At 40.7% G+C, this 23,459-nt stretch carries 14 protein-coding genes and 2 pseudogenes; 5 read left to right on the plus strand and 11 right to left on the minus strand.

The genetic code is table 11. From position 1 onward, the window contains the following. Positions 1–131: 131 nt before the first annotated feature. Both QR40_RS09710 and QR40_RS33620 read right to left on the minus strand, forming a co-directional pair. On the minus strand, positions 132–1,352 hold the full coding sequence (locus QR40_RS09710; RefSeq protein WP_044294664.1) for a uroporphyrinogen decarboxylase family protein: 1,221 nt from the start codon (positions 1,350–1,352) through the stop codon (positions 132–134). Then, positions 1,349–1,480: pseudogene (locus tag QR40_RS33620) on the minus strand (DUF6783 domain-containing protein); the annotation flags it as partial. The pseudogene QR40_RS33620 and the gene QR40_RS09710, both read right to left, overlap by 4 nt. On the opposite strand from QR40_RS33620, the pseudogene QR40_RS33625 reads away from it, so the two are divergent. Continuing rightward, positions 1,418–1,618: pseudogene (locus QR40_RS33625) on the plus strand (DUF6783 domain-containing protein). The pseudogenes QR40_RS33620 and QR40_RS33625 sit on opposite strands and share 63 nt — an antisense overlap. Here the strand turns inward: QR40_RS33625 and QR40_RS09715 are convergent. The 6 genes from QR40_RS09715 to QR40_RS09740 all read right to left on the minus strand — a co-directional run bounded on the left by QR40_RS09715 (position 1,537) and on the right by QR40_RS09740 (position 10,506). Then, a complete protein-coding gene (locus QR40_RS09715) occupies positions 1,537–4,692 on the minus strand; it encodes a glycosyl hydrolase (protein ID WP_044294971.1) in 3,156 nt (1,051 codons plus the stop codon). The pseudogene QR40_RS33625 and the gene QR40_RS09715 sit on opposite strands and share 82 nt — an antisense overlap. Positions 4,693–4,759: 67 nt before the next feature. Next, on the minus strand, positions 4,760–5,683 hold the full coding sequence (locus QR40_RS09720) for a carbohydrate ABC transporter permease (protein WP_044294666.1): 924 nt from the start codon (positions 5,681–5,683) through the stop codon (positions 4,760–4,762). Between the two features lie 32 nt (positions 5,684–5,715). Continuing rightward, positions 5,716–7,089: an ABC transporter substrate-binding protein gene (locus QR40_RS09725; protein WP_081998841.1), complete on the minus strand. Its 1,374-nt coding sequence runs from the start codon at positions 7,087–7,089 to the stop codon at positions 5,716–5,718. 43 nt (positions 7,090–7,132) lie between these two features. Next, positions 7,133–7,966, minus strand: a complete 834-nt coding sequence (locus QR40_RS09730; protein WP_052430780.1) for a carbohydrate ABC transporter permease — start codon at positions 7,964–7,966, stop codon at positions 7,133–7,135. Then, positions 7,963–9,345 (minus strand): DUF4185 domain-containing protein, encoded by a 1,383-nt coding sequence (locus tag QR40_RS09735; protein WP_044294673.1) that lies wholly within the window; start codon positions 9,343–9,345, stop codon positions 7,963–7,965. The genes QR40_RS09730 and QR40_RS09735 overlap by 4 nt, the downstream gene beginning before the upstream one ends. Before the next feature lie 42 nt (positions 9,346–9,387). Next, positions 9,388–10,506: a GntR family transcriptional regulator gene (locus QR40_RS09740; RefSeq protein WP_044294675.1), complete on the minus strand. Its 1,119-nt coding sequence runs from the start codon at positions 10,504–10,506 to the stop codon at positions 9,388–9,390. A 468-nt stretch (positions 10,507–10,974) separates the two neighbouring features. Between QR40_RS09740 and QR40_RS09745 the strand changes: the two genes are divergently transcribed. The 3 genes from QR40_RS09745 to bcp all read left to right on the plus strand — a co-directional run bounded on the left by QR40_RS09745 (position 10,975) and on the right by bcp (position 17,142). Further along, on the plus strand, positions 10,975–13,665 hold the full coding sequence (locus QR40_RS09745) for a glycoside hydrolase family 38 N-terminal domain-containing protein (protein WP_044294676.1): 2,691 nt from the start codon (positions 10,975–10,977) through the stop codon (positions 13,663–13,665). Between the two features lie 95 nt (positions 13,666–13,760). Next, a complete protein-coding gene (locus QR40_RS09750) occupies positions 13,761–16,364 on the plus strand; it encodes a glycoside hydrolase family 38 N-terminal domain-containing protein (protein WP_044294678.1) in 2,604 nt (867 codons plus the stop codon). 313 nt (positions 16,365–16,677) lie between these two features. Continuing rightward, on the plus strand, positions 16,678–17,142 hold the full coding sequence (bcp, locus tag QR40_RS09755; RefSeq protein ID WP_044294680.1) for a thioredoxin-dependent thiol peroxidase: 465 nt from the start codon (positions 16,678–16,680) through the stop codon (positions 17,140–17,142). 122 nt (positions 17,143–17,264) lie between these two features. Here bcp and QR40_RS09760 read toward each other — a convergent pair whose 3' ends face one another. The 3 genes from QR40_RS09760 to QR40_RS09770 all read right to left on the minus strand — a co-directional run bounded on the left by QR40_RS09760 (position 17,265) and on the right by QR40_RS09770 (position 19,115). Beyond that, positions 17,265–17,723 carry a hypothetical protein gene (locus QR40_RS09760; RefSeq protein ID WP_044294683.1) on the minus strand — a complete coding sequence of 153 codons (459 nt, stop codon included), beginning with the start codon at positions 17,721–17,723 and terminating at the stop codon, positions 17,265–17,267. A gap of 93 nt (positions 17,724–17,816) precedes the next feature. Further along, complete coding sequence (locus QR40_RS09765; protein WP_044294685.1) at positions 17,817–18,635, minus strand: MerR family transcriptional regulator; 819 nt, start codon at positions 18,633–18,635, stop codon at positions 17,817–17,819. A gap of 6 nt (positions 18,636–18,641) precedes the next feature. Then, positions 18,642–19,115, minus strand: a complete 474-nt coding sequence (locus QR40_RS09770; RefSeq protein ID WP_044294687.1) for a pyridoxamine 5'-phosphate oxidase family protein — start codon at positions 19,113–19,115, stop codon at positions 18,642–18,644. Positions 19,116–19,666: 551 nt separating this feature from the next. Between QR40_RS09770 and QR40_RS09775 the strand changes: the two genes are divergently transcribed. Then, positions 19,667–23,389 (plus strand): leucine-rich repeat protein, encoded by a 3,723-nt coding sequence (locus QR40_RS09775; protein WP_052430781.1) that lies wholly within the window; start codon positions 19,667–19,669, stop codon positions 23,387–23,389. The last annotated feature ends 70 nt before the right edge of the window (positions 23,390–23,459 follow it).

Consider the following 23,459-nt stretch of genomic DNA (forward strand, 5'->3'; position numbering starts at 1 on the left):
ATTTTTTATTTCAACCTGGTTTTTCTAAGTTGCGGAAATTATAGTCTAAGTTGTATCCTTTTATAACTGCAAAATAAAAAGCTATAGATCAATTACTTTTGACCTACAGCTTTATATTATTTCATTTTTTTCTACTTCCGATAATCCAATGCCGCCTGATAAATAGCCAGAATCTTCTCCGGCGATACCTCATCCAAAATATTGTGGCACTGATTAAAAATAAACCCTCCATCTTTATTAAATATTTCAATTAATTCGCTGCTATGGCGGTAAATATCCTCTGTCCTGGATGTGCCAGCCACAAACTGCTGCATGTCTGCTCCACCTCCCCAGAATACCAGATCTTTTCCAAACTCTCTTTTCAGTCTCACAGGGTCCATACCCCTTGCAGAGATCTGAACCGGATTCAGCACCTGTACCCCTGCCTCAATCAGATCCGGAATCAGATCATAAATAGCTCCGCAGCTATGCAGCGCTACCTTAACCCCCGGATAATTATCCCGGACAAACCGGAAGATCTTTTTATGGTATGGCTTTATCATTTCACGGTACAGCTCCGGTGACAACTGAGGCTGAATCTGGTTTCCCAAATCATCCCCGCCAAAAATAAGCACGTCCAGGTATTCGCCCACCCTGCCCAGCATTTTCTGCAGATTAACCACATAGGCATCCGTCATCTTCTCTGCCCACTCATGCACCATTTCCTTTTCCAGCAAAAGATGGCAAGCCCAGTTCTCATACCCAAAATCCTGCTGCCCCTGCTCGAATACACTGCATCCTGCATGCATAAGCAGCGCTTTATCGGTATTGTAATACAATTCTCTCGCCTGAACCTCGATAAATGCCAATTCTTCTTCGGTCACTTCAGGCAATACCAGCTGCTCCTGTAATTCTTCCAGTGTCTCTACATCCTCCAGGTAATATCTCACCGAATCATACAGTGTCCCATCCTTCGGACGTACAGCCAGCAGTTCTCCGGTATTGATGTCATGGATTTCGAAATCTCCTTTTTTATTGACTACGGGATTCAGGTCATAGGGGACCATGCAGGGGCTTTTGTCCGGTAATTCGGATATTTTGTAACGGTCGCCCTTTATTTGAAATGCAGACATAAGCCTTTTAACCTGTACTACGTCCCCTCCCATTCTTTCTAATATAAAATCTTCGGGTATTGCAAGCTGCTGCATTACGTCATAAAGCTTTGTAGTCTCCTGTGGATATCCCAAATATTTTTTTAACCTATTATATGCGATAGCACTAATGCCGCTGGAACGGTGCCCGCCAAAATCAATTGGCAGTACATCGGGCTTCTGATGATTCAAAACGGCCCTGATTCTTTCTCTTGAAGTCATAAATTTCCTCCTGATTCTTTTCTTAATTTTACCCTAGAGCGTGTTTTAAAATTGCTTTCTGGCAGCTGTGCGTCACAGTTTGTGGGAGATTTGTCCCGGATGAAGGGCGCGTAGCGGGCTACGTAACCTGAATTCGGGGCAAATATGCCGCAAAGTGGGGCGTGCAGATGGCAGGAATGAATTTTCAAACACGCTCTAGAGCGTGTTTTAAACTCGCTTTGGTAATAATCCGGGGGCTGGTGAAAATTCCTGCCGGTTTTAAATGATATTCATAAGCAAAATATGCTCCCTGTGTCTCCCAGGCATTATTTCCATACCAATCGTAGGACGGGTTTGAATTGTGCACCGCTCCCAGTGTATTATAACGGTTTCCATATAACCGTATTTCGATTTGCTTTTTCCCTGCATCTCCCCCTTTGAGTTTCACTTCATACGGAGCTGAAATAATGCTTCCTTCTTTCATCCCATCCATATACACATTAAGCAAAGGTGCACTAAAATCATGGATAGAAAGAATTTTATCATCTCCTGTCTGTTGAAAATTACAGAAATACGTTATATTCCCTCCATAAAAAGGAAATCCCTGAGAAGTTATGTCTCCATAACTTAAATGTCCTGGTTTCTTAATTACCACAGCTTTTCTGCCTTCTAGTTTTACTCCAAAATCACCCAGTAAATAAAACGGCTCAAAATCTGTCTGCACTCCGGTTCTCATTTCAATGATTAATTCATTACAGCCTTTTTGTAACAAACCCAACGGTATTGTTTTAACCGCTTCATCTATATACCAACCATCCGGCTGCATTTTTACCGGTATTTTGTTCCAGATAATTTCTGCATATTGGGGTTGCTCGATCCCCAGCTTTACAGGCATTCCTTCGATCTCACTTTCTATATGAAATTGAAGGGTAACCATATCCGGCCTGTTATTATTTTCTTTTAACCGCCATGGCTGCTCATAGCTGCGTTGATACTTTAATTCTGTCCTTACATACTTCCCTATCCTCAGAATTTCTTCTTCATGGTGCATGTCTTCTCCATTCACAGAAAATGCCGGCATGTCCAGAAGCAAAACATTTGGCTCTTCCAGTTGATAGCCTATGCAGTCAAGTTCACATACAATTTCCGGATGTGTATCTGTATATTTTTTACTAACGTCTGCCCTGCCATTTGTAATACTTTGCTCCGCAGGAATACCATGATATAAAAAACTCATTCCCGAATAGATTTTTTCATACCAGATGGTCATGCCATTTTGATAAACACAATCTACCGGCAGAATATTTCCTGTATTCGTCTCAAGTTTTTCAATTCGATATATTCCCCGCAAATGCACTTCACACGTTTTTCCAGGCAGTCCATCATCCGTAATTTCAAAAAAACTTGGCATTTCATTTTGAGTAACATTACAAAGGAATAGATACTTACCTCCGTCTGCTTCCTCCCGCATCTGATACAACAGATCTTTCCCCCGGCGTCCTGTTTGAACTTCAACTACATCCACATCCCTTACTACTTCAAGTTTATGCAAAATTACACTCTTTGAAAAAGAAACAATTTCTTCCTTGCCGGCAAAACATTTTAATTTTGGGCTACTTTGGGCATCTATATAAGCCCCCGGCTGATCTAAAAAGAGAATTTTTCCTCCGTGTGCTTTAAACTTCTTCAAGTACTCCAGGGTAGTACTTCGCAGTGTCTCACAGCCCGGTATTAAAATCATCTCATAGCACATCTCTCCTGCCTGAAATCCGAAATCTGTTTCCCTGTATTGTTTTAACAAAAGTTCTTCTGATAAAAAATCAAAATCAATTAATCCAAATAAAAGCCAGTCTATTAATTCCTTTAATCGCTCTTCCTGCTCTTCCCTATAAAGCTGGGTCTGATTCATTGGTCCCCAATGCAGCCAATAGCTTTCTATCGGATGAATAACACCTACCCTCACCCTGCTTTTACCTTGGCTCATGGCAAAATTTACCCTTGCAAAGTGGTCCTCCAGAACTTTATATTCCTGATGCCAGGGCGTCTGATAAGATAAGGAAACAGGGAAATCCCTTTTTGCTCCACCTTCCAGTGACATTAGTGAAAGATGCAGTACTCTGTGGGTAACGCCCATAGCTGCCTGCCAGTTTCCCTGGATTAAATGCTCCCGAAAAGTAACATCCAAGTTCATCACCCCATATAGCTCGCTCATGACACCATCCCGGCCATCCTGGCGTGAAACGCTCTGCGCCTGTTTTACAGTTAAATACTCTCTTGCATCACACAAAATATCTATGCCAGGTATATGCAGATACTGATAGCATCTCATCGCCTCACCTATCGCTCTGGTCTGCGACCATAGTGTGGACTCCTCAACGGCATGTCCGGTCAGCAATATATGATGTTCCTCACACCACTGATACAATGTCTGAAAATAAGACTGGGCAAAAATGTCAGAAACAAAATTGTGATAACGGTATCGGTGTACCGACACATTGCCGTCAGGAAGTTCCCATATTAGCTCAGGAATATAATCCAAAATGGAATAACCGTATTTTGCTATGAACTTAATATCAAAATCATCCGTATAGGATAAATGAATATCACATTTATCCATCGGAAAGGGCAATGCCTCTTTATATGCAAACTGTGGTTCATCTGTAAATATCACTGGGACTTCTTTTCCAAATGCACTTCCACAGACATTTGCATATTTTTCATGGGTAGTTTCTGTAAATTCCTGAACCACCCTCGGGTTTAATGTATCCACATAACCATAACCGTTATACCAGATGTCATTCCTCTCGAGCGCCAGATATGCATACCACAAGACTCCGTCATTACATTTATAATGGTCCGTTTCTGTCCTCTGATATCCTTTTAGACATTCCTGTTCCAACTGAACACAGTATGCTGCAAGAAAATATCCATCAGGATCTTCACCGGATCTTTGGCACCTCTCAAATTCTTCCCTGTCCCTGCAAAAACTGCCGCCTTGCTTCTTCGGAGTAAACAGAAGACATCTGGAAGCATTTTCCGGTCTGGCTATTAATCCTCCTGCCGCACCTGAGGGCCATCGGTCTTCATCATACAGCCATGTATAAAGTCCTTCCTTTGACAGCTCCTTCTGGGAAAACTGCACCAGTTCCAGAAATTCTTCTCCCAAGTACTCATTTTGCAGGCCATAACGGCTGTGAATGTCCGCACCTCCAAATCCCATTTCTTTAAAAATCCGGACATCACGCTCTATCTTATTTTTATCCACAAGGCAGTTCCATGACCAGAAAGGGACACCTCTGTACCATGCAGGCGGATTCTCAAAAACCTTCCTGCTAAATTCCGTTTCTCTTATTTTATCCATAAAATTCCCCCAAAATATTCTTAAAGCAGCCGGCAAAAGCATCTACCGGCCGCCTTTTTGCAGTTCTTTAATTTTCTTCTCCGTTCATATAGAATACCCAGCGTCTGCTTGTTACAAATACAATCATAGTAACGATCAGTGTTGCCACCAGTAAGAACCATGCCATGGCACTCGCCATACCCATCTGCCCATCTTTAAATGCTTTATCATATAAATAATATGCGAAATAATAGGTAGAGCGTGCAGGACCTCCGCTAGTCATAATAAAGGACTGCATAAATACCTGGAACCCGCTGATAAGCGTCATTATCAAATTGTAAAAAATAGCCGGAGTCATAAGTGGTATTGTAATCCGTTTCATTCTCTGCCATCCGTTTGCACCATCAATTTCAGCCGCTTCATATAAATCTCTGGGAATATCCTGAAGTTGTGCCAGGTATATAACCATCGATCCGCCGCAGGTCCATAATCCCATTAGAGCGATTGCCAGCTTGGAAGTAGACGCATCATTCAGCCATCCGATAGGCTGTGCACCCAATAACTTGTAGATGGGCCCCAGCAATTGATTGATCAAACCAAAGGAAGGTTGGAATAACCAGAGCCACAGAAGCGCCATTGCCACCATGGATACTACATTTGGAAGATAAAATATAGTGCGGTAAACGTTCATACCTTTTAATTTGTTGTTCAGTAATAATGCCAGCATGACACCAAAAATCAAATTTAATGGTGTAGAGATCAGTACATGCACAATCGTATTCCACAAAGACGGCCAGAACAAGGAATCATTTGCCAGCATTATTTTATAGTTAGCCAATCCCACAAAATCCGGACTGGTCTTCATATTGTAATTTGTAAAGCTGAAGATAAAAGAACTGACAAAGGGAATCACCGTAAATATAACTAATCCAATAATAAACGGCAATGCAAATAATAGTCCTGCCTTTGCTTCAGCATCTAATTTATTGTGTTTTTTTGAACCCCGCTTCATGTTATTCCTCCTTCTGCCGCTATGCTTTAAAGCTAATTCGTTGCTTTATAATTTTCCCGCTTTTCTTTATAAAACTGTTCAGCTTCCTTCATAACTTCATCCACAGGTGTACCAGCAACCGCTTTTTCCATAAACTGATTCCAGTCCTCATGCCATTTTGGCGCAAAATCAATGTATTTTTTCTCACTGGTATATGGAAGCTCCTCAATAATTTTACTCATAATTTCATCTGTTTTTAAAGTATCATTTGCTTTTTTCGATGCGGTAAGAAGACCCTGGCTGTCATAAAATGCTCGCTGGTTTTCAGGAGTTAACATATATTTCATAAATTCCCACGCGCCATTAATTTTATCTTCATTTTTACTGTTGAAGATTTCATAGGACCAGCAGGAACTCCAGTTTACGCGGGTGCCTCCTTCCGGAATTGGCTGCGTTGCAACCCCGTAACGGAAAGGAACCTGACTGTTCTGCAGCACTTTATATTCGTCATTTGTGCCAACCATCATTGCAAGACGTCCGCTGACAAAAGCATCCGCTCCCAGTGTTTTACTTGCATCTGTAAAAGCCTGACGTTGTGCATATGGATAATCCTTATTAAAATCTATCATCCACTGTAATACTTTTTTATGTGCGTCATCGTTAATTACAATGTTATTTTCTTCATCAAAAAAATCTAAATTAGTTTGCCACAGCATTTGGAAATAGTTTGATTGACCGGCAGTCGGGTCATATCCCAGCTGTTTAATGACACCATCCTCAACGATATCCATTTTGTGTGCTACCTCGTATAACTCATCCCAGGTCTTGGGGACATCTGCTTCTGTTAATCCGGCTGCTTCTAACATATCTAAATTGTAAAACAGCATACGGCTGGTGGAAGAAGCCGGAAGTGCATACTGCTGACCGTCATAAGAACCAAATCCCACTTCTGTTTCATAGAGATCACTCAGATCATATTTATCTCTTTCAATAAATGGCGTTAAATTTGCAATGGTATTATTCGCTGCTCTTACCGGAACATCATCCAACGTGTAAAAGAAGATATCCGGTGCCACATCTCCCGCAAAAGCAGTTGTCATCTTGCTGAAATAATCCAGGAATGGATAACCTACATGCTCCACCTCATATTTATCCTGTACGTTATTGAAATTCATGATCAGCTCATCCAGTTCATCATAACCGTCGGATCCCACAGGAAAAATATGCCAGAAAGATATTTTTGTTTTCTCTCCGTCTGCTTTTGCAGCTGTTGTTTCCTTTACACTCTCCTGGGCTTTCGTTTCTCCGCCAGATGCCGGCTCCTCTTTTTTCTCCTGTCCACACCCTGCCATCGATATTACAAGTGTCAATGCTCCTGCAATTCCAATACCTCTTTTTAAAATTTCTTTCATTCTCTTCTTCATCATAATTCTCCTTTCAAAATGTGTTTTGACGTTCGTTTTTATTTGGTTATCCTTTAATACCGCTAAATGTAATACCTTCTACGAATTTTTTCTGAGCTAAAAAGAATATGAGCACGGTGGGAATCATTGCCACGAGTGCTGCTGCCATCATTAAATTATACCGTGATTCATATTGGGTCTGAAATGCACGCAATCCCACTGCCAGCGTTAATTTCGTATGATCCGTAACGTAAATCAAAGGACCAAAAAAATCATTCCAGGTAAACATAAAAGTAAAAAGAGAAACGGTAATCATACCGGGTTTGGCAAGTGGCAGAATCAGGCTCCAGAAGATTCGGAAGTGTCCGGCTCCGTCAATTAATCCGCTTTCACTCAGCTCTTTTGGAATACCGTTAAAAAACTGCCGCAGCAGGAATATATACATACTGCATCCCACTCCAAAAAAGCAAGGCACTGTAAGCGGTATGTAAGTATTTAACAACCCTATCTTTGCATACATAGTAAACATGGGAATTAGTATAATCTGAGAAGGTATCATCATTAAAGACAGCATTATAACAAACAGCACATCCTTCCCAGGCCATTTCAGTTTCGCAAAAGCATATGCTGTCAATGATGAAGAAAATACAGATCCAACTACACAAACTGCTGAAATAAACACACTGTTCTTAAAATATTGTAAAAACGGAATAGAAGTAAGTGCTGCTTTAAAATTCCCCCAAATTGGAGTGGTTGGAAAAAACTTATTGGGATCTATGAGATCTGCCGGTGATTTTAAGGCTGTTAAAATCATCCAAACCAGCGGAAATACAAAAAACAATCCCAGTAGAATTAAGATAATATGCAAAATAATTTTCTTTATTATTTCAGATTTTTTCATTGCCATCTTCCTTTCTTTATGGTTGTATCATGCAAAAGAATAAATCTCGGCCGGTAAATATCAGCTATTCTGCAATTATCTTTCATAGACGGCGTATTTACATTATATGATACCAGAATCGACTCCGGTTTTGATAAATGGGAATGGGCCTTCGCATTATAAGTATAGATAGAATTGCATAGATATATTTTTTCTTTACAGTGATATACTTTGCATTGTGTATCAAAAGGACCCCAGGGTGTTTCACCAACAGAATATGCTACATAGGAAGATTGAACATCGTACTGAAAGACTGCTAAAAATTTCCCCTTCATATCGCCTTCTGCTATAGGCATTACACTCATCTCACAGGAAGCATGTTCAAGAATAACAGCCGCATTTTCCATTCCCCGAACAAATTTTTTCCCGTCAAAATATTCCCAGCTTTCCGTATCCAGTATATTTTCCGGTCTTGTCCGTCCTACGAATACCCTGCAGTCCTGTATTTGATTCACATCATTTTGATAGCCGTAAACATACAGGAACCCATCCCCTTCTTCATATCCAAACTCAGGCGCATAGGGCAGGTAAGCAATTCCCCCAATATATTGTATGCCCCCGTTACACCTATACAGCGCTGTAGGGTAATATTCTGCGTCTTCAAAAACTGGAAACTTATCTCTGACCGGAACTTTTACCATTGTTACTCCGGCTACTTTAAACTGAAATCCTTCTGGCTTTGAAAGGTCTGATTTCATGTTTAACGGAGTCAGATAGAGATTTCCGTCTGCTATAACACCGTCCTGAAGCCAGAACCAACCCTCATCATCCTCCTGATTTTTCACCGGTGTCAGCACAGGCTGTGGAATTCCATCTTCATTTTTCTTTATTACAAAATGAATGTCATTTGGACGCTTATTCATAATCCCATATGTATTACTTGGCATATAAACCGGCGGTATCCTCTCATTCGTCTCTTTATCCACCCTGCTTACCAGTGTATCACCAAATACAAATAAGGTAGTATCACAATCCGCATTATACGAATCCCTGCCATTTTCCAGGTTAAAGGAATTGATCCCGTCACTCCCCGCCCATTCGTTTGTCTGTTTCATAGCATCCGTATAGAAATGTTCTTCCTGCGCCCAATATCCTTTTCCAACAAAAAACTTAACACGGCAGTTGCCTTTGCATTCAACCTTTAAATAACCGGCTGTTTTGTTCATTCCATGTCCTTCTATCTGCTCAAATAACTGTCCGTCCGCAGAAACAGAAATCTGGCAGCTGTCACCAGTTTTATGGATTCGTCCTATGGGTACCAGATGAGGCAAGGGTGTTACCACACTGTCTGTTCCTTCCGAAACACTTATTTCCGCAATTAATTCATCAAAATAGTACATAAATACCTCCCTAATTATATTGTACCTTACATCTTACTGTATTTAGTTATCTTGCTTTGGCGCAGGAACCTGCTTTGGTGGACAGCTGGAATCCTTAACCTCCAGCTCTACCGCAAGATATGTCTGGCTATGAGATTTTTTCCCTCCCAGCAGACTGAGCAGCTTTGAAGCTGCAACACGGCCCATTTCTTCAAACGGGTGATTTATGGTAGTAATTCTTGGTGATGCATATTGCGATTCATCCGAACCGTCAAAACCGCAAACCGATATATCTTCAGGTACATGGTATCCTTCACTTTTTAATCTTCTCATCACCTCCACTGCCATTTTGTCATTTACGCATTGTACTGCCGTAATTTCATGCTTTCTGATAATTTCCATTAACTTATCCTGCTGGGATGATAAATGAATTTGTTCTAATACCAGTTTTTCATCATATGGGATTCCCGCCTCCTCTAATGCCATGCGGTATCCTTTTAAGCGATCCTTCTCAGCGACAAGCTGGGCAGTATCTGCCGCGAATACAATCTTTCGATGCCCTATTTCTAATAAATACTTTGCAATCTGATATCCTCCGTCTACGTTATACGCAGATACCAGAGTAAATGGTACATCACTTGGCCCCCTGTCCAGCATTACCACCGGAATATGGTGCTGCATTATCATGCGAAAACTTCCGGCATTCTCTTTTGGATCTTCTGCAAAGCAGATAATTCCATCTACATTACTTTCCAAACACCCCCTTATCAGTTCGCTTTCTGATCCTGACATTTGGCTTTTGCAGAGTATCGTCATAGAATAGCCTTTGTCAAATAAATACATCTGAGCACCGCGGATCATTTTCATAATAGAACTGTCTGTTATGTCTGTAAAAACCAAAAAACAGATATTCTGCATTGATTTTGTTCTGCTGGTTGTATTCGGTATCTCTTCCATTTCATCTGCACTTACAAAAGTACCACTTCCCTTAATTCGATAAATCGCTCTCTTATGTACTAATTCACTGAATGCTTTTCTTACCGTTGGTACACTTGTCTTATATATTTCTGCCATCTGATTTTCACTTGGAAGTTTTGATGATTTTGCATAGACACCCTGATAAATTTTTTCTAATATATCTTTTTCTATCTGCTGGTACTTAGGAATACTGTTTTCTATCATAACTTTTTCTCCTTATTATGTGCATTATTACGATCTTATTTTGAGTATAGCATAATTTAATTCCATATTCTACCAGTACTTAGTAATATATCTCTGTTTTTCTATTTTATTTCTTTTCGGTCTTGTTATCTATTACGATACCAAATTTTGTTCTATTCGTCAATTACTTTTATATTTTTACCTATTTTTTCATCATTTTGCATATATTTGATTTTCATTTTTTGTTACTAAGCATTACTAACTTAGTAATCTAACTATCGTTTTCGTAAATTTCAAGATATTTCTTTTGTGTATTTCTCCTATTTTTCAGTTTTTAATTGACTTATTTTTCGTCATGTTATATGCTTTTTTTATCTACAATGCTGCTATTTCATTTTATTTTGTTTGAATTAAATTACTAACTTTTCTTATTTTACTACTTTTTCCAGTTAGTTAGTAATATAATTCCAAACACAGAGAGGAGAATATATGTATTCCAATCAACCAATTGACAAAATTTTATATTTTGCATCTACCCACTGGGATCGGGAATGGTATCTGCCTTTCCAATCTTTCCGTCAACGGCTGGTAGTTACTTTTCAGGAAATCTTATCTACACTGGAGGCAGATCCGGCTTTTACTTCCTTTATATGCGACGGACAGACAGTGCTCATAGAAGATTATCTGGAAATTATGCCGCAAGACCAAAACCGGATCCTGGCACTTATCAAATCCGGCCGCTTAATCATCGGCCCATGGTATACAATGCCTGATGAAAATCTCGTAAGTGGCGAGAGCCTTATCGCAAACCTGCAAATGGGTCATGCTCTCACAAATAAACTTTCACCGGGTACTCCTGTGCTCCCACTTGGATATCTATGTGATATCTTCGGGCATATTTCCCAGATGCCGCAAATTTTAAATGGCTTTCATATTTCAAATGCTATCCTGGGGCGTGGCACAAATGAGTGTGATCTGCCTGCTTATTTTGTATGGCAATCTCCAAATGGAAGTTTCTGTGTTACTTATAAAGTTCCGGAGAGCTGCGGTTATGGAAGCTTCTGGAATGAAGTATATTCTGATAACAGGGCAATCCAGAATGAAACCGAAGCGTCTGCCGTCTATGCAGCTGCTGAAAGGCTTCGTTCTCCCCTTCCATTTGTCATACTTATGGATGGTATGGACCATACACCAATTCATCCACAGGCAGTTAGATTATCAAAAGCATTAGAGAAAACCTACTCCAGTAAAGTTTCTATCGGCGGTGTATCCGAATTTTTTGCATGCCTTCATCAGCATTTGAATGATATGCCTTCCCGAACCGGGGAACTTCAGGCACCTGCCCATGCTATGGAGGAGCACAATAAGTTAATATCCGGTACCCTTTCCAGCCGTTATGATTTAAAAAAAGCAAATGACGACACCCAGACTCTTTTGGAGAAAAAAGCCCTGCCCCTGTCCGCACTAGCGTCTATGTATGGAAAAGCTCTGCCCTATGGCTTTGAAAAGCTGGCTTATCAATATCTGCTTAAGAATCATGCCCACGATTCAATTTGCGGCTGTTCTACTGACGAAGTCCATCAGGATATGCTTTACCGCTACCGTCAGTCCAGGCAAATCGGCCAGGAAATCTACGAAAATGCATTACATGTTTTTCTTCCATCTGAAAACATACTTTCCGAATCGGATAACAAGTTTGATTTACAGCTGACTTTATTCAACCCTCTTCCTTTCGAACTGAATAAAGTAATAACCGCAGATATTGCATTCCCAACGGATTATCCCAAACCCAGTTTTGAGCAGATCCCGTCTGAAATTGTGAATCGGTTCCTGCTATTCAATGCTGACGGCAAAGAAATCCCCTATCAGATTGAATCTATTGTAAACAATACTAATGTGAGAAAACCCACTGAATTTTACGGAACAGCCAGGGATATCTATACGATAAGCTTTTCTGCAGTTATACCGGCTATGGGTCAAACAAGCTACTCCATTGTCCCCGTGACATCGCCTGTGCGCTATTATGACAGCTTAACCTCCCACAACTTAACTGCTGAGAACGAATTTCTACAATTAGAAGTTTCACCCGCCGGGAATGTAACATTGACAGATCTCACCTGCAATCAGACCTACCCGAACCTGATCACCTACAAAGACTGCGGAGAAACAGGTGACGGCTGGAGTTCCAGACCGCCAGTCCCTGATCTTGTGACTTACTGCGGCACTGCCTCAAGCGTTGCCATTGTTTCTGACGGTCCCTCCAGGAGTACATTCTGTATTACACACCATTTAAATCTGCCTACCAGGATGGATTATCACAGACAGTTTACACGCAGAAGTGCCTTTACAAATATATTGGAAATCAAGACTTATCTCTCTTTGGAGCAACATTCAAAAGTTATCAATTGCCGCACTATTGTAAAAAACAGTATAAAGGATCACCGGTTTGTTTTATCCCTTCAAACAGGAATACCGTCTAAGTGCTATTATGCAGAACAGGCTTTTACCTTTGTAGAACGTCCGGTTCAAAGAGATCATACCACGCAAAACTGGAAAGAAGCAGAACGCGAAGAAAAGGCTTTTGGCAATATTCTATATCGAAAAAGAACCGATGGCAGCGGATTTGCTTTCCTGGCAGGAGGAGGACTGCACGAAGCTGCTGCACACCCGGGAAAGGAAGGCCGTATTGATGTCACCTTGTTTAGAAGTTTTGAGAAAACCTTTTTAACTAACGGACAGCCAGACGGGCAGTTGGAAGGAGAACTGACTTTTGAATACGCACTGATGCCTTTTGCAGAAGGTACTTCAAACGTGGAACTGCTGAACACGGCAGATGCAATGAGAGTCCAGCCTTTCAGTTTTACTACCCGGAATTCAAATGGCACGACACCTGCCCCTCAATTCTCCGGCTTTCACCTGGCGGAAAATGCCTTATACATCTCAATGATAAAACCGACAGGAGACAATAGGGATCACGTTCTTATACGTTTATCTAACTATAGCGATACCCCTAAAACCGACAGGCTTATCTGTGCGCTTACACTGCATCAGGCATACGTTTGTGATTTGCTGGAAGCGCCTCAATCCACTGCCGATTTTAAAGAAAATATCATTACAATTGCCCTTAAACCACATGAAATAAAAACACTGCTTCTCTCATTTGAACCACTTCCTCATTAACCGAAAATATGTTTAAAATCATTGCATTAAGATGCTATATACAAATACCCTCTGAATCGTGATAAAAAATAATTTATACATAGAATGGAGAAAATATGTCTCAAATAAAAGAAATACTTTGTATGCATCACAGTCACTTAGATATTGGCTACACGCATCCGCAAAACATGCTGCTGGAACTGCAATGTGATTACCTGGAACAGGCAATCGACCTATGCGAAATAACAAAAGACTATCCTGATTCTTCACGCTTTTGCTGGACATGCGAAGCTACATATCCACTTTTAAAATGGCTGGAAACTGCTTCCCCAAAACGTATTGCCCTTTTCCGTGAATTAGTTGCCAGAGGGCAGATGAGTATAACCGCACTTCCAATGCACACTACTCCTGGCTGTACCTCCTTCCAGCTGAGTCAGGCACTTTCAACCCTGAATACGATACGGACTTTAACGGGAAGCTCTGTCAGTACCGCAATCAATCACGATGTTAACGGACAGCCCTGGACACTTTCCTCCTTTATGTTAGACAGTCATATTGAATTTTACATGACTGGAATTAACATTCATATGGGCGGAATACCATATCCACGCCCTTACCTGTTCGAATGGGAAACTCCGGACAAAAGGCAGCTGCCCACATTTTTAGGCGAACATTATTCTCTTTTCAGTCAGTTTCTCTTTACAGCAGAAAACGACACACAAAAGATGCATAAAGGCATCACAGATTACGTCTCACGTTTAGAATCAGGCACCAGGAATTATGATTTCGCTGTATTAACAGCCACAAACCCTCCCTTATTTGACAACAACTGCCCCGATCATAACCTGGCGGACCTGATACGCCGATACAACGGCGAAGGTCATGAACAGACTATTCGTTTTATTACACCGGAAATGCTATATCAGCGTCTGTACGGCAGCCATATCCAAAATGTCCCCGTTCACCGTGGCGATTGGAATGACTACTGGAACTTCGGAAGCGGAAGCACCGCCCGTGAGACAAAGCTGAACCGGCGTGCCAAGCAGCTGCTGCGTAAAGCAGATTTCCTGGAATGCGTTTCCCCATCCTCCTCAGATGCTCATTACCAAAAGGTACATGCAGAATCTTATGAAAATGCTTTATTATACGACGAACATACATGGGGATCCTGTACATCGGTTACTGAATTTGACCAAGAGGAAACTTTTGCCCAGGAGATTCATAAAAAAGATTTTGCCTATCGATGCGCAGATACTTCTGCTTACCTTTTGTCACAGCAAATGGAAGCTGCCGCCTGCAATCCGGCGCAATCCGATAGCCAGGACGGGATCTTCCTGGTAAACCCAACCGGATTTCCTGTAGACCAGGATCTCTATGTTCCCTCCTCTTATTTACAGCCGGGAAGGACCTTATCCGCAGTAAGGGCAAAGTCCTATCTGCCCTATGACACGAATCATCCTGACCAGACTTATCTTGGTAATGTAACTGTACCTCCCTTTTCTTCAATGAAAGTACCATTTAAATCCATACCAGCTCTTAGCAGAAAAGCAGATACAATTACAATAACAGATACAATCATTACAACGCCCTTCTATAAAGTTACACTTGATCCTGAAACAAAAAGGATTAAACAAATTGAAAACCGCAGTAATAAGCAGCAGCTGATTGACGAAACCAGCAGATGGGTCTTTTTTGATATTATAAAAGAACAAATCGATCCTGCTCAGGCTGATCCTGAACGCAGTACCATTTTCCCTCGGGATGTAGATCTGGGAAACCGGAATATCAGCCAGTGGGCAACCGGCTGGCCGGCATTGTACGAAAGCACTTCTTTTCTTTTTGACACCAAAATAACATGCGAAGATGACAAAGTTACGTTGGCATATGAACTTCAAGGCTGCGGATTAGATAATATCCATCAGACAATTTCCTTTTCCGCAAATCATCCACGTATTTTATTGGATGCTGTTTTTTCCAACAAGAATGGAAGGACACCTCATGGGATCTTTTTTGCATTTCCGTTGAACCTTTCAAAAGACTGGGACTGTGTTTATGATACAGCAGATACATTTGTACATTTCGATACCGATATTCTGGGCAGCGCCTGCAGAGACTGGATTACTGTAGATAAAACAGTATCTGTATTTGAAAAAGGCAGCGGTGTAACACTTGCATGTCCTGATGCACCTCTTATCCAGGTTGGAGGTTTCCATTTTGGCAGAGAAGAAAAAGAGATGAAACGCAGTAAAAATCCTCTTCTCCTTGCCTGGCCCATGAATAATTACTGGGATACAAACTTTGCGATTAAACAAACCGGAAAAATTCATTTTCATTACGAATTAACTGCATTAGAAACTTTTACATCAGAAAGAGCCTATGAACTTGGAATGCTTGCTAATTCACCATGTGTGACTGGTTCCGCCATCCATTGCCAAAATACCCAGATCACACAATATCTATCATGTGACAACCCTTGCGTTTATCCAATTTATCTGCAGCCGATACGCGGAACCACTGATATTCTGGCAGCCATAAAAAATTTTAACGACATGCCATGCGATTGTACAATTACACTCCCAGGGCTCTCCATTACAGCTGCTGCATGTTGTGATATCCAGGGGGAACCGACTAAATTTCTTGAGACAGCAAATAACAAATCTGTCAAAGTACCTGTTTTACCATCCGGAATTGCTTTTATTCGTTTTTACAAAGAAAGCTAAATATAAAATGGGTATTTCGTTCACATAAATATAACGAAATACCCATTTTTATCATCATACCACACCAGATTCCAAAATCAAAAATGTCCCATTCATAGTCTCTGTTTCCCTTATCATAACGCCAGCGCATCTCAAAATATAATTACAAAAATTGTCTACTCCTCTGCATCCAGTTCTTTAAAGCATTCCCATCTCTAAATATTAATTACAAAAATTGTCCATAATATGTTAGAATAAGTATTATTATAATAAGTAATGTTGTAATTTTCAATACTCGAAAATAACACAGATGAACAAACAAGGAGGTTTTATTATGTTATCAGCAGGAACAAAAGCACCTGATTTTACTTTAAATGACAAAGACGGCAATGCCATCACCCTTTCCTCTTTCGCCGGAAAAAAAGTAGTCCTTTACTTTTATCCAAGGGATAATACACCTGGATGTACCAAGCAGGCATGTGCATTCGCCAGTGCATATCAAGGTTTCCAGGAAAAGGATGTTGTTGTAATCGGTGTAAGCAAGGACAGTGAAAAGTCCCATATCAAATTTGCCGAAAAATTTAATCTTCCTTTTATTTTATTATCCGACCCGGATCTCGTTGCCATACAGGCTTACGATGTCTGGAAAGAAAAGAAATTATATGGAAAATTGGGCATTGGTGTAGTACGCAGCACCTATATCATCGACGAAAGCGGAATTATTGAAAAGGTCTTTGAAAAGGCAAAACCGGACACAAATGCCGGTGAAATATTGGAATATCTGGACGGAATGGCATAAATTTCCAATCTTTGTATCAACAAATGATATCCCGGATAGAGAATGAGGTGGCGGGAATGAATTTTCAAACACAAACACTCTGGCAAAATTCACATAAAACCTGCTATGATTTGAATGGTCTGCTATGATTTAAACCTAGCATTATCATAATTATAAGGAATACTTGTTCCCACTACTACATCCTCAATATTCTGAATGATCAGCCAGTCATCCATATTTCCCTGCCTGTCAAAGTCCATAGGTTCGATTGCTTCAACGTTTTTAAATTCAACCAGGCAGAGACACTTTTTATGCCATCTTTCTTTTTGTTTCTCTGTAAGGTCTAACTTTTCCTGATTTTCCGCAAGCACTTTTATAATCTGCTCTTCCGAAAGCTTTAAATAATTATCCACATGTGCGACTTCTGCTTTTGCAGTTATCTTTCCTGTTCCCTTTTTCATAAAATACAGCGTTTCCCCTTCAAATACACGGCTGTGAGGAATCTTTCTTCCCGCTGCCCCCCGGACAATCATACGCTTAGTTCCTTCCATAATTTTCTCCAAAACCTTTGCTTTATCATCACAATAAACTAAATGTACCATTTTCTTCTATATCCTTTCTATTTTCATGTAACACTATTTTCTTTCACATAAAAAGAATAAACCCTACAGTAACTGTAGGGTCAAGCTTTTTTCTTAACGTTTTCTTACCGGAATTAATAATTCTGTTATAAACTCTTCTTCATGCTCTGTCAGAACCGGATCGATGAGATACTTTTCTATCGCATTTCCACACATTTCAAATCCTTCTTTTTCCATCCATTCCATCATAAGTCCATACGTCTGGTACTCATTGCGGTATGGTCCGTAATGTATGGCGGAAACAACTTCCACATTTCCAAAATCGCGGATATAATCAGATCCTTCCCCTGCCTCCTGTACCGGAACACAAACTTCAATATCCGCATTCATCGGATCATAAACATGGTAGTCATCATAATAGACAGCCATAACCGGTCCAACTGCATTACACTTTTCTTTCTTTATCAGCGCCTCCAGACCTGCAAAGCGCTTCATGAAACCAACCGGGTCAGCCGCCCCTTTATTTCTGATGAAAAGGACCTTCATGGGAGGTAACTTATCTGCATGAATATGCAGCTGATGATCCTGGTAATTTAATGCATTTAAGTAATATTCCAATCTCTTTTCAAGAAGAATCAGACCTTCAATGTCTTCTTTTATTTCAGACAGTTTTTGCTGCAGTGCTTCCCTGCTAACGCTGGCGGTATGATTGGCCAATCGCTCTTTGATTTCTTTAATATTGTATCCCTGTACCTTAAACTGCTTTATTATATTTACATGCAGCAGCTGGGATTTAGCATAGTAGCGGTAGCCTGTATCCCCATCTTTTTTCGCCGGGATTAACAGGCCGATTTCATCGTAATAATGCAGTGTCCGAACAGGTATATCGCAGAGTTTAGATACTTCACCTACCGTATAATATTCTTTTTCCATATGTTGTTACCGATTACAGCATTTACAGCTGATTTCCTCCACTTCCAGTCTTATTACCTTTACCGCTTTTATCATATTTTCCGAAAAATTCAGATCGCGATTCGTTGTATACTGTTTCATCAATATGGAAAGTGCCTCTTTTTTCTCTTCATAATCCTCTATAAATGAAAGGGTTCCCACTCCCAGAACGCACTTATAATTCATTCCATATCCACATGCAGTATCACTTTCTATCAGTTCATGTGCCGTATCCATTTCAAAACCGGCAGCACCATTTTGTTCCATCAGGCGAATCTTTTTTCCCTCCGGCGCGCTGTGGAAAAAGAGCGTAATTCTGCCGTTTTCCTCACGAACTCCAAAATTAAGAGGTACAATATACGGAACTTTTTCATCCTGTAATCCCAGTCTGCAGGTATCACACTTCTGCATTACATCCATTATTTCCTTTAAGTCTGTAATTTCTCTGTCACTTCTTCTCAATATTAATTATCCTCCCGGCCTATGCCTCATTTACTGCTTTTTTATTCACCCCTGATTCTCTTTTATTGTACTTGGAAATTCAATTTTAATCAATATCGAATAATATGATACGACGACAAAATTATAATCTTACTATAATAAAAAGTTGGGTTTTGTCAAAATATGACGCTTTTATTCGAGTTCTGTTAATTGTTTTTATTTTAATACAATTTTATCTTTAAAAGTTTGTATTGTTTCCGTTCGTATCTTCATTTTGTAATTTTTCTACAAACTATTATTCCCCACTATAGTTATATAAAACACCACTCTATAAAAGCATCGATAAATATACCGTTCCTGTCAGTATGCATAATTCAGAAAAATGAATTGGTAATTTTCTGATAAATATACCTGTTTTGTAGTTTTTCTACAATAATTTTCAGTATTTATACTTGTATTTTTACAATTACTTTACAAAAACTTGAATTGGATTTTATTGTTATTCGAAAGCCCCATTGTTATAATGGGCACTGTCCAAATCAAACAATTTAAGTATGTAAAGGAGAAACATTATGAAAAGAAAAGCAGTTGCATTTTTGCTTGCAGTATCTTTAGCTGCCCCCAATACCGGTATGGCGGCATTGGCAGCAGAGACCGATACAACCGTACAGGCTGGTCAGAAAGATTACCAGTCACAACCTGCAATCACAGAAGCATCCATTGAAGAAAATACCGTATCACCGGAATCCGAATCTATTATTCCGGCAGATACACCAACCTCCCCCGAAGCACTCTTCCAGAGTGATGAAACTTCTTCTGCAAAAGGCATTGAATCATCTGCCGCTTCGTCCGATCAAACGGAGCTGCCGGCTGCCAATGTGATGAACGTAGATTTTTCGGATCAGATGGCAACCGACCATTCGGAAACAGCCAATTCCTATCGTACCATCGGCAATCCTGTTATTTCAGAAAGTCCGGAATTACATAAACCAATTGCTGACTTTGATGGCAGTTCCGCATATATATATCCTTTTGACTCAGCAAAATATGCAAAAATCACAAATGCAGTTTCAATAGAGTGCATGTTCAAATATAATAGTCTTCCATCCGGTGAACACGACATTTTCTCAAACCAGCAAAGCGGCGGAATCGGTCTTGGACTGGACGGTGGAAAGCTCACTTTCTTTGCTCATGTAGGTGGTTCATACAGACAGCCCACTGCTTCTATCCAGGCGGGTCAATGGGTTCATGCAATTGGTGTGGTTGACGGAGAATCTGTTAAATTATATGTAAATGGAGAACTGGCAGGGGAAATTGCTGCTGCAGGTCCCGTTAAATTTACAGCAAATACAACTGCCTTAAACTTTGTTATCGGGGGTGACAGCAGTCCTAACAACGGTGTCGAGTATTTGTCAAATGCCGCTGTAAGCTTTGCCAGACTGTATGATACCGCTTTGACCGGGGAACAGGTAAAAGCTCTAGATGAAAAAGCTTTTGAAAACGCTGATATCCAGGAGCCAACACCAAAGCAGGTAAACCTGGGAATCATTTCTTCCGGCACTGCTGCTGAAGACTCTGAAATGAATGTAAATCTCCATGCAAACACAGATGAGTCCGGTTCCGTAAATAAAATAACCTATGACCTGGTCTACGACCCGGCAGTTTTAACATACGAAAATGTTCAGCATAAAATGAGCGGTGTTACCATAGACAGCAGTAATGCCGGCCGTTTAAAAATCACTTCAACTGCAGCGCTTTCTACAGATGATTTCCGGCAATACGGCACCACTCGTTTAGGAAAGCTGAATTTCAAAACAAATACCGTATCAGACACAACCGACACAACTGTTTCTGTAGAAAACTTCCATGCATATGTAAATGACAAAGATGTAACCGATGCCATGAATCCTCAGGAAGCAGTACAAACGATTACAGTTTACGCTAAAAATGCCCTTGATTTTAACGGTGATGGCGTTATCGGTGCAGGAGATGTTGCACTGGCGCCTTTGGCACAAAAGGAAGCTGTTGCCGATGCTGCTGCTATTTATCCATATAAACATGCAGTTGTACTGACCACAGACGGAGGAGGACAGGTATGGAATCCCGATGCAATCTACTATACCACTTCCAATTCCATACTTCCCACAAAAACAAACGATCCTGCCATTATGGCAAAACGCACCAATGAATACGCAATGGATCTGTTTAATAAAGAATTTGCTACAAGCTACACTGCTCAGGCGGTCACACCTTCCATATCCGGGCAAAATTACAGCTCTATGATTCATGGCATTCCATGGGGTGATGTAATTCCGGAATACCAGCTTACCAACACAAGCGCCGGTCAGGAATACTATGCCGACTTCGGGAAAGAGACTCCGCTCTACCCCTCGATGTTTAAAGCCGTTACAGCCGCCGCACCGGAAAGGCCTATGGCAGCATTTTCCGAATGGAACCCTATTTTAAATGGTATTATTGAAGCAGATGCAGCAGTATTCGGTAAATCCTCCGCTTCTCAGGAAAGCTTCTATGATGTTGCCAGCTATATCAGAAGTGATGCTTATAACAATACTGCATTAGTTTATATGCAAAGCGATTATATGGATCACATCGGCCACAGTACCGGATATTATAACGACCGCTACTGGTCCGAATTAAAGCTCTATGATGATTATTTCAAGGCTGTGACAGATGCTTTAAAAGAAAAAGGCAGTTATGATGATACCTTAATCATTGCTAATTCAGACCACGGCGGAAACAGCACCAATCACGGTTCCTCCGATCCTTCCAACATGGACATTTTCATAGGCCTTGGAGGACAAACCATAGATTCCGGGAAAAAGCTGGATGGTGGAGACAATTCTGATATCGCAGCACTTGCTCTCTACGGACTTCGCATTGATAAGCCCGAAACCATGACCGGGGAAGTATTTGATACCAGTGCCTTCCTGACGCAGGAGGAAATGGCAAAGAAAAACCGCGATATCGAAAAAGTTATCTTTGAACGGGCTGGAACGTCCGGAATATTAAAATTAGAGAATCAGAAGTCTCAGACCCGCGTGATTGACGCCGTGATAGATCTGGATGGTGCAATAGTTGCAAAAATTGATGCAAAAGGCGGTACCATTCTTCGCCAGGATACCGAAAACGGACAGTTGAAATTAACGATATCCTATAACAGCCAGCCCACTGCACTTGCAAAAATAACCTTTGACAGACCAACCACCGAAAATGTAAAAGTAGGTGAAATCATGCTTGGCACACAGGATGGCAGGGAAATCTATGCCGATCTTACGAATACACAGGGTGTTCCTGGTGCGGATATGACAAATCTGAATAATCGGATTACAGCCCTGTCGAAATTACAGTCTTCGGGTTACACAAAAGCCAGCTGGACGGTATTCGAAGCAGCACTAAAAGAAGCAAAATTAACTGCCGCCAATGAAGATGCCGCTCAAAATAGCGTTGACAGCGCCCTGGCAAAATTAAATGCAGCTTTCCAGGGGCTGGTTAGATTAGCTGACAAAACCGTACTGAATCAGAAAATAACATCTGCCGCAGGTATAAAGCAGGGCAATTATACCGATTCCTCCTGGAAATCACTGCAAAACGCCCTGGCAGCTGCCAGATCAGTCTCAACAAAAGAAAATGCTGCGCAGAGTGAAGTTGACAACGCAATGAAAGCTTTGACAAACGCAGTATCCTCTCTGGCCTTGAAAAAGCCGGCAGCGGGCAACACCTTTACCTACGGAAAGCTAAACTATAAAGTAACCTCTTCATCTAAAGTAAAATTAACCGGTGTGAAAAAGGGCGTTTCCCTGAAATCCATAACGATCCCATCCACCGTAAAGTTTCTGAATACTACGCTGAAAGTGACTGCCATTGACAATGCTGCATTTAAGGGAAATAAAAAACTGCATAAAGTTACCATTAGCAAAAACATAACAGCAATTGGTAATCATGCATTTTACAACTGTACGGCTCTCAAAAAAGTAACTATGGGCACCTCCAGAGTTTCTTCCATAGGTGACAAAGCATTTATGAAGTGTAAATCACTGACATCTATTACACTGCCGTCTTCCACAAAATCAATTGGCAGATATGCCTTCTATGGAGATAAAAAATTAAAGACAATTACAATAAAATCCAAGAACCTGAGGAAAGCAGGCCTTAAAGTAATGTCCGGAATTCCTGCAAATGCCGTAATTAAAGTTCCAAAGTCAAAGACTGCATACTATAAAAAACTTTTTAGCAAAAAGGGCTTGAAAAGCACCATGACCGTAAAATCCTATTAAATCAGATAACAGAAGGAGCATTTCCCCTGCGGATAAAATGCTCCTTCTTCTTTTCTTATTCATCTGAAAC

This window comes from Robinsoniella peoriensis, assembly GCF_000797495.1.
Lineage (GTDB): Bacteria > Bacillota > Clostridia > Lachnospirales > Lachnospiraceae > Robinsoniella > Robinsoniella peoriensis.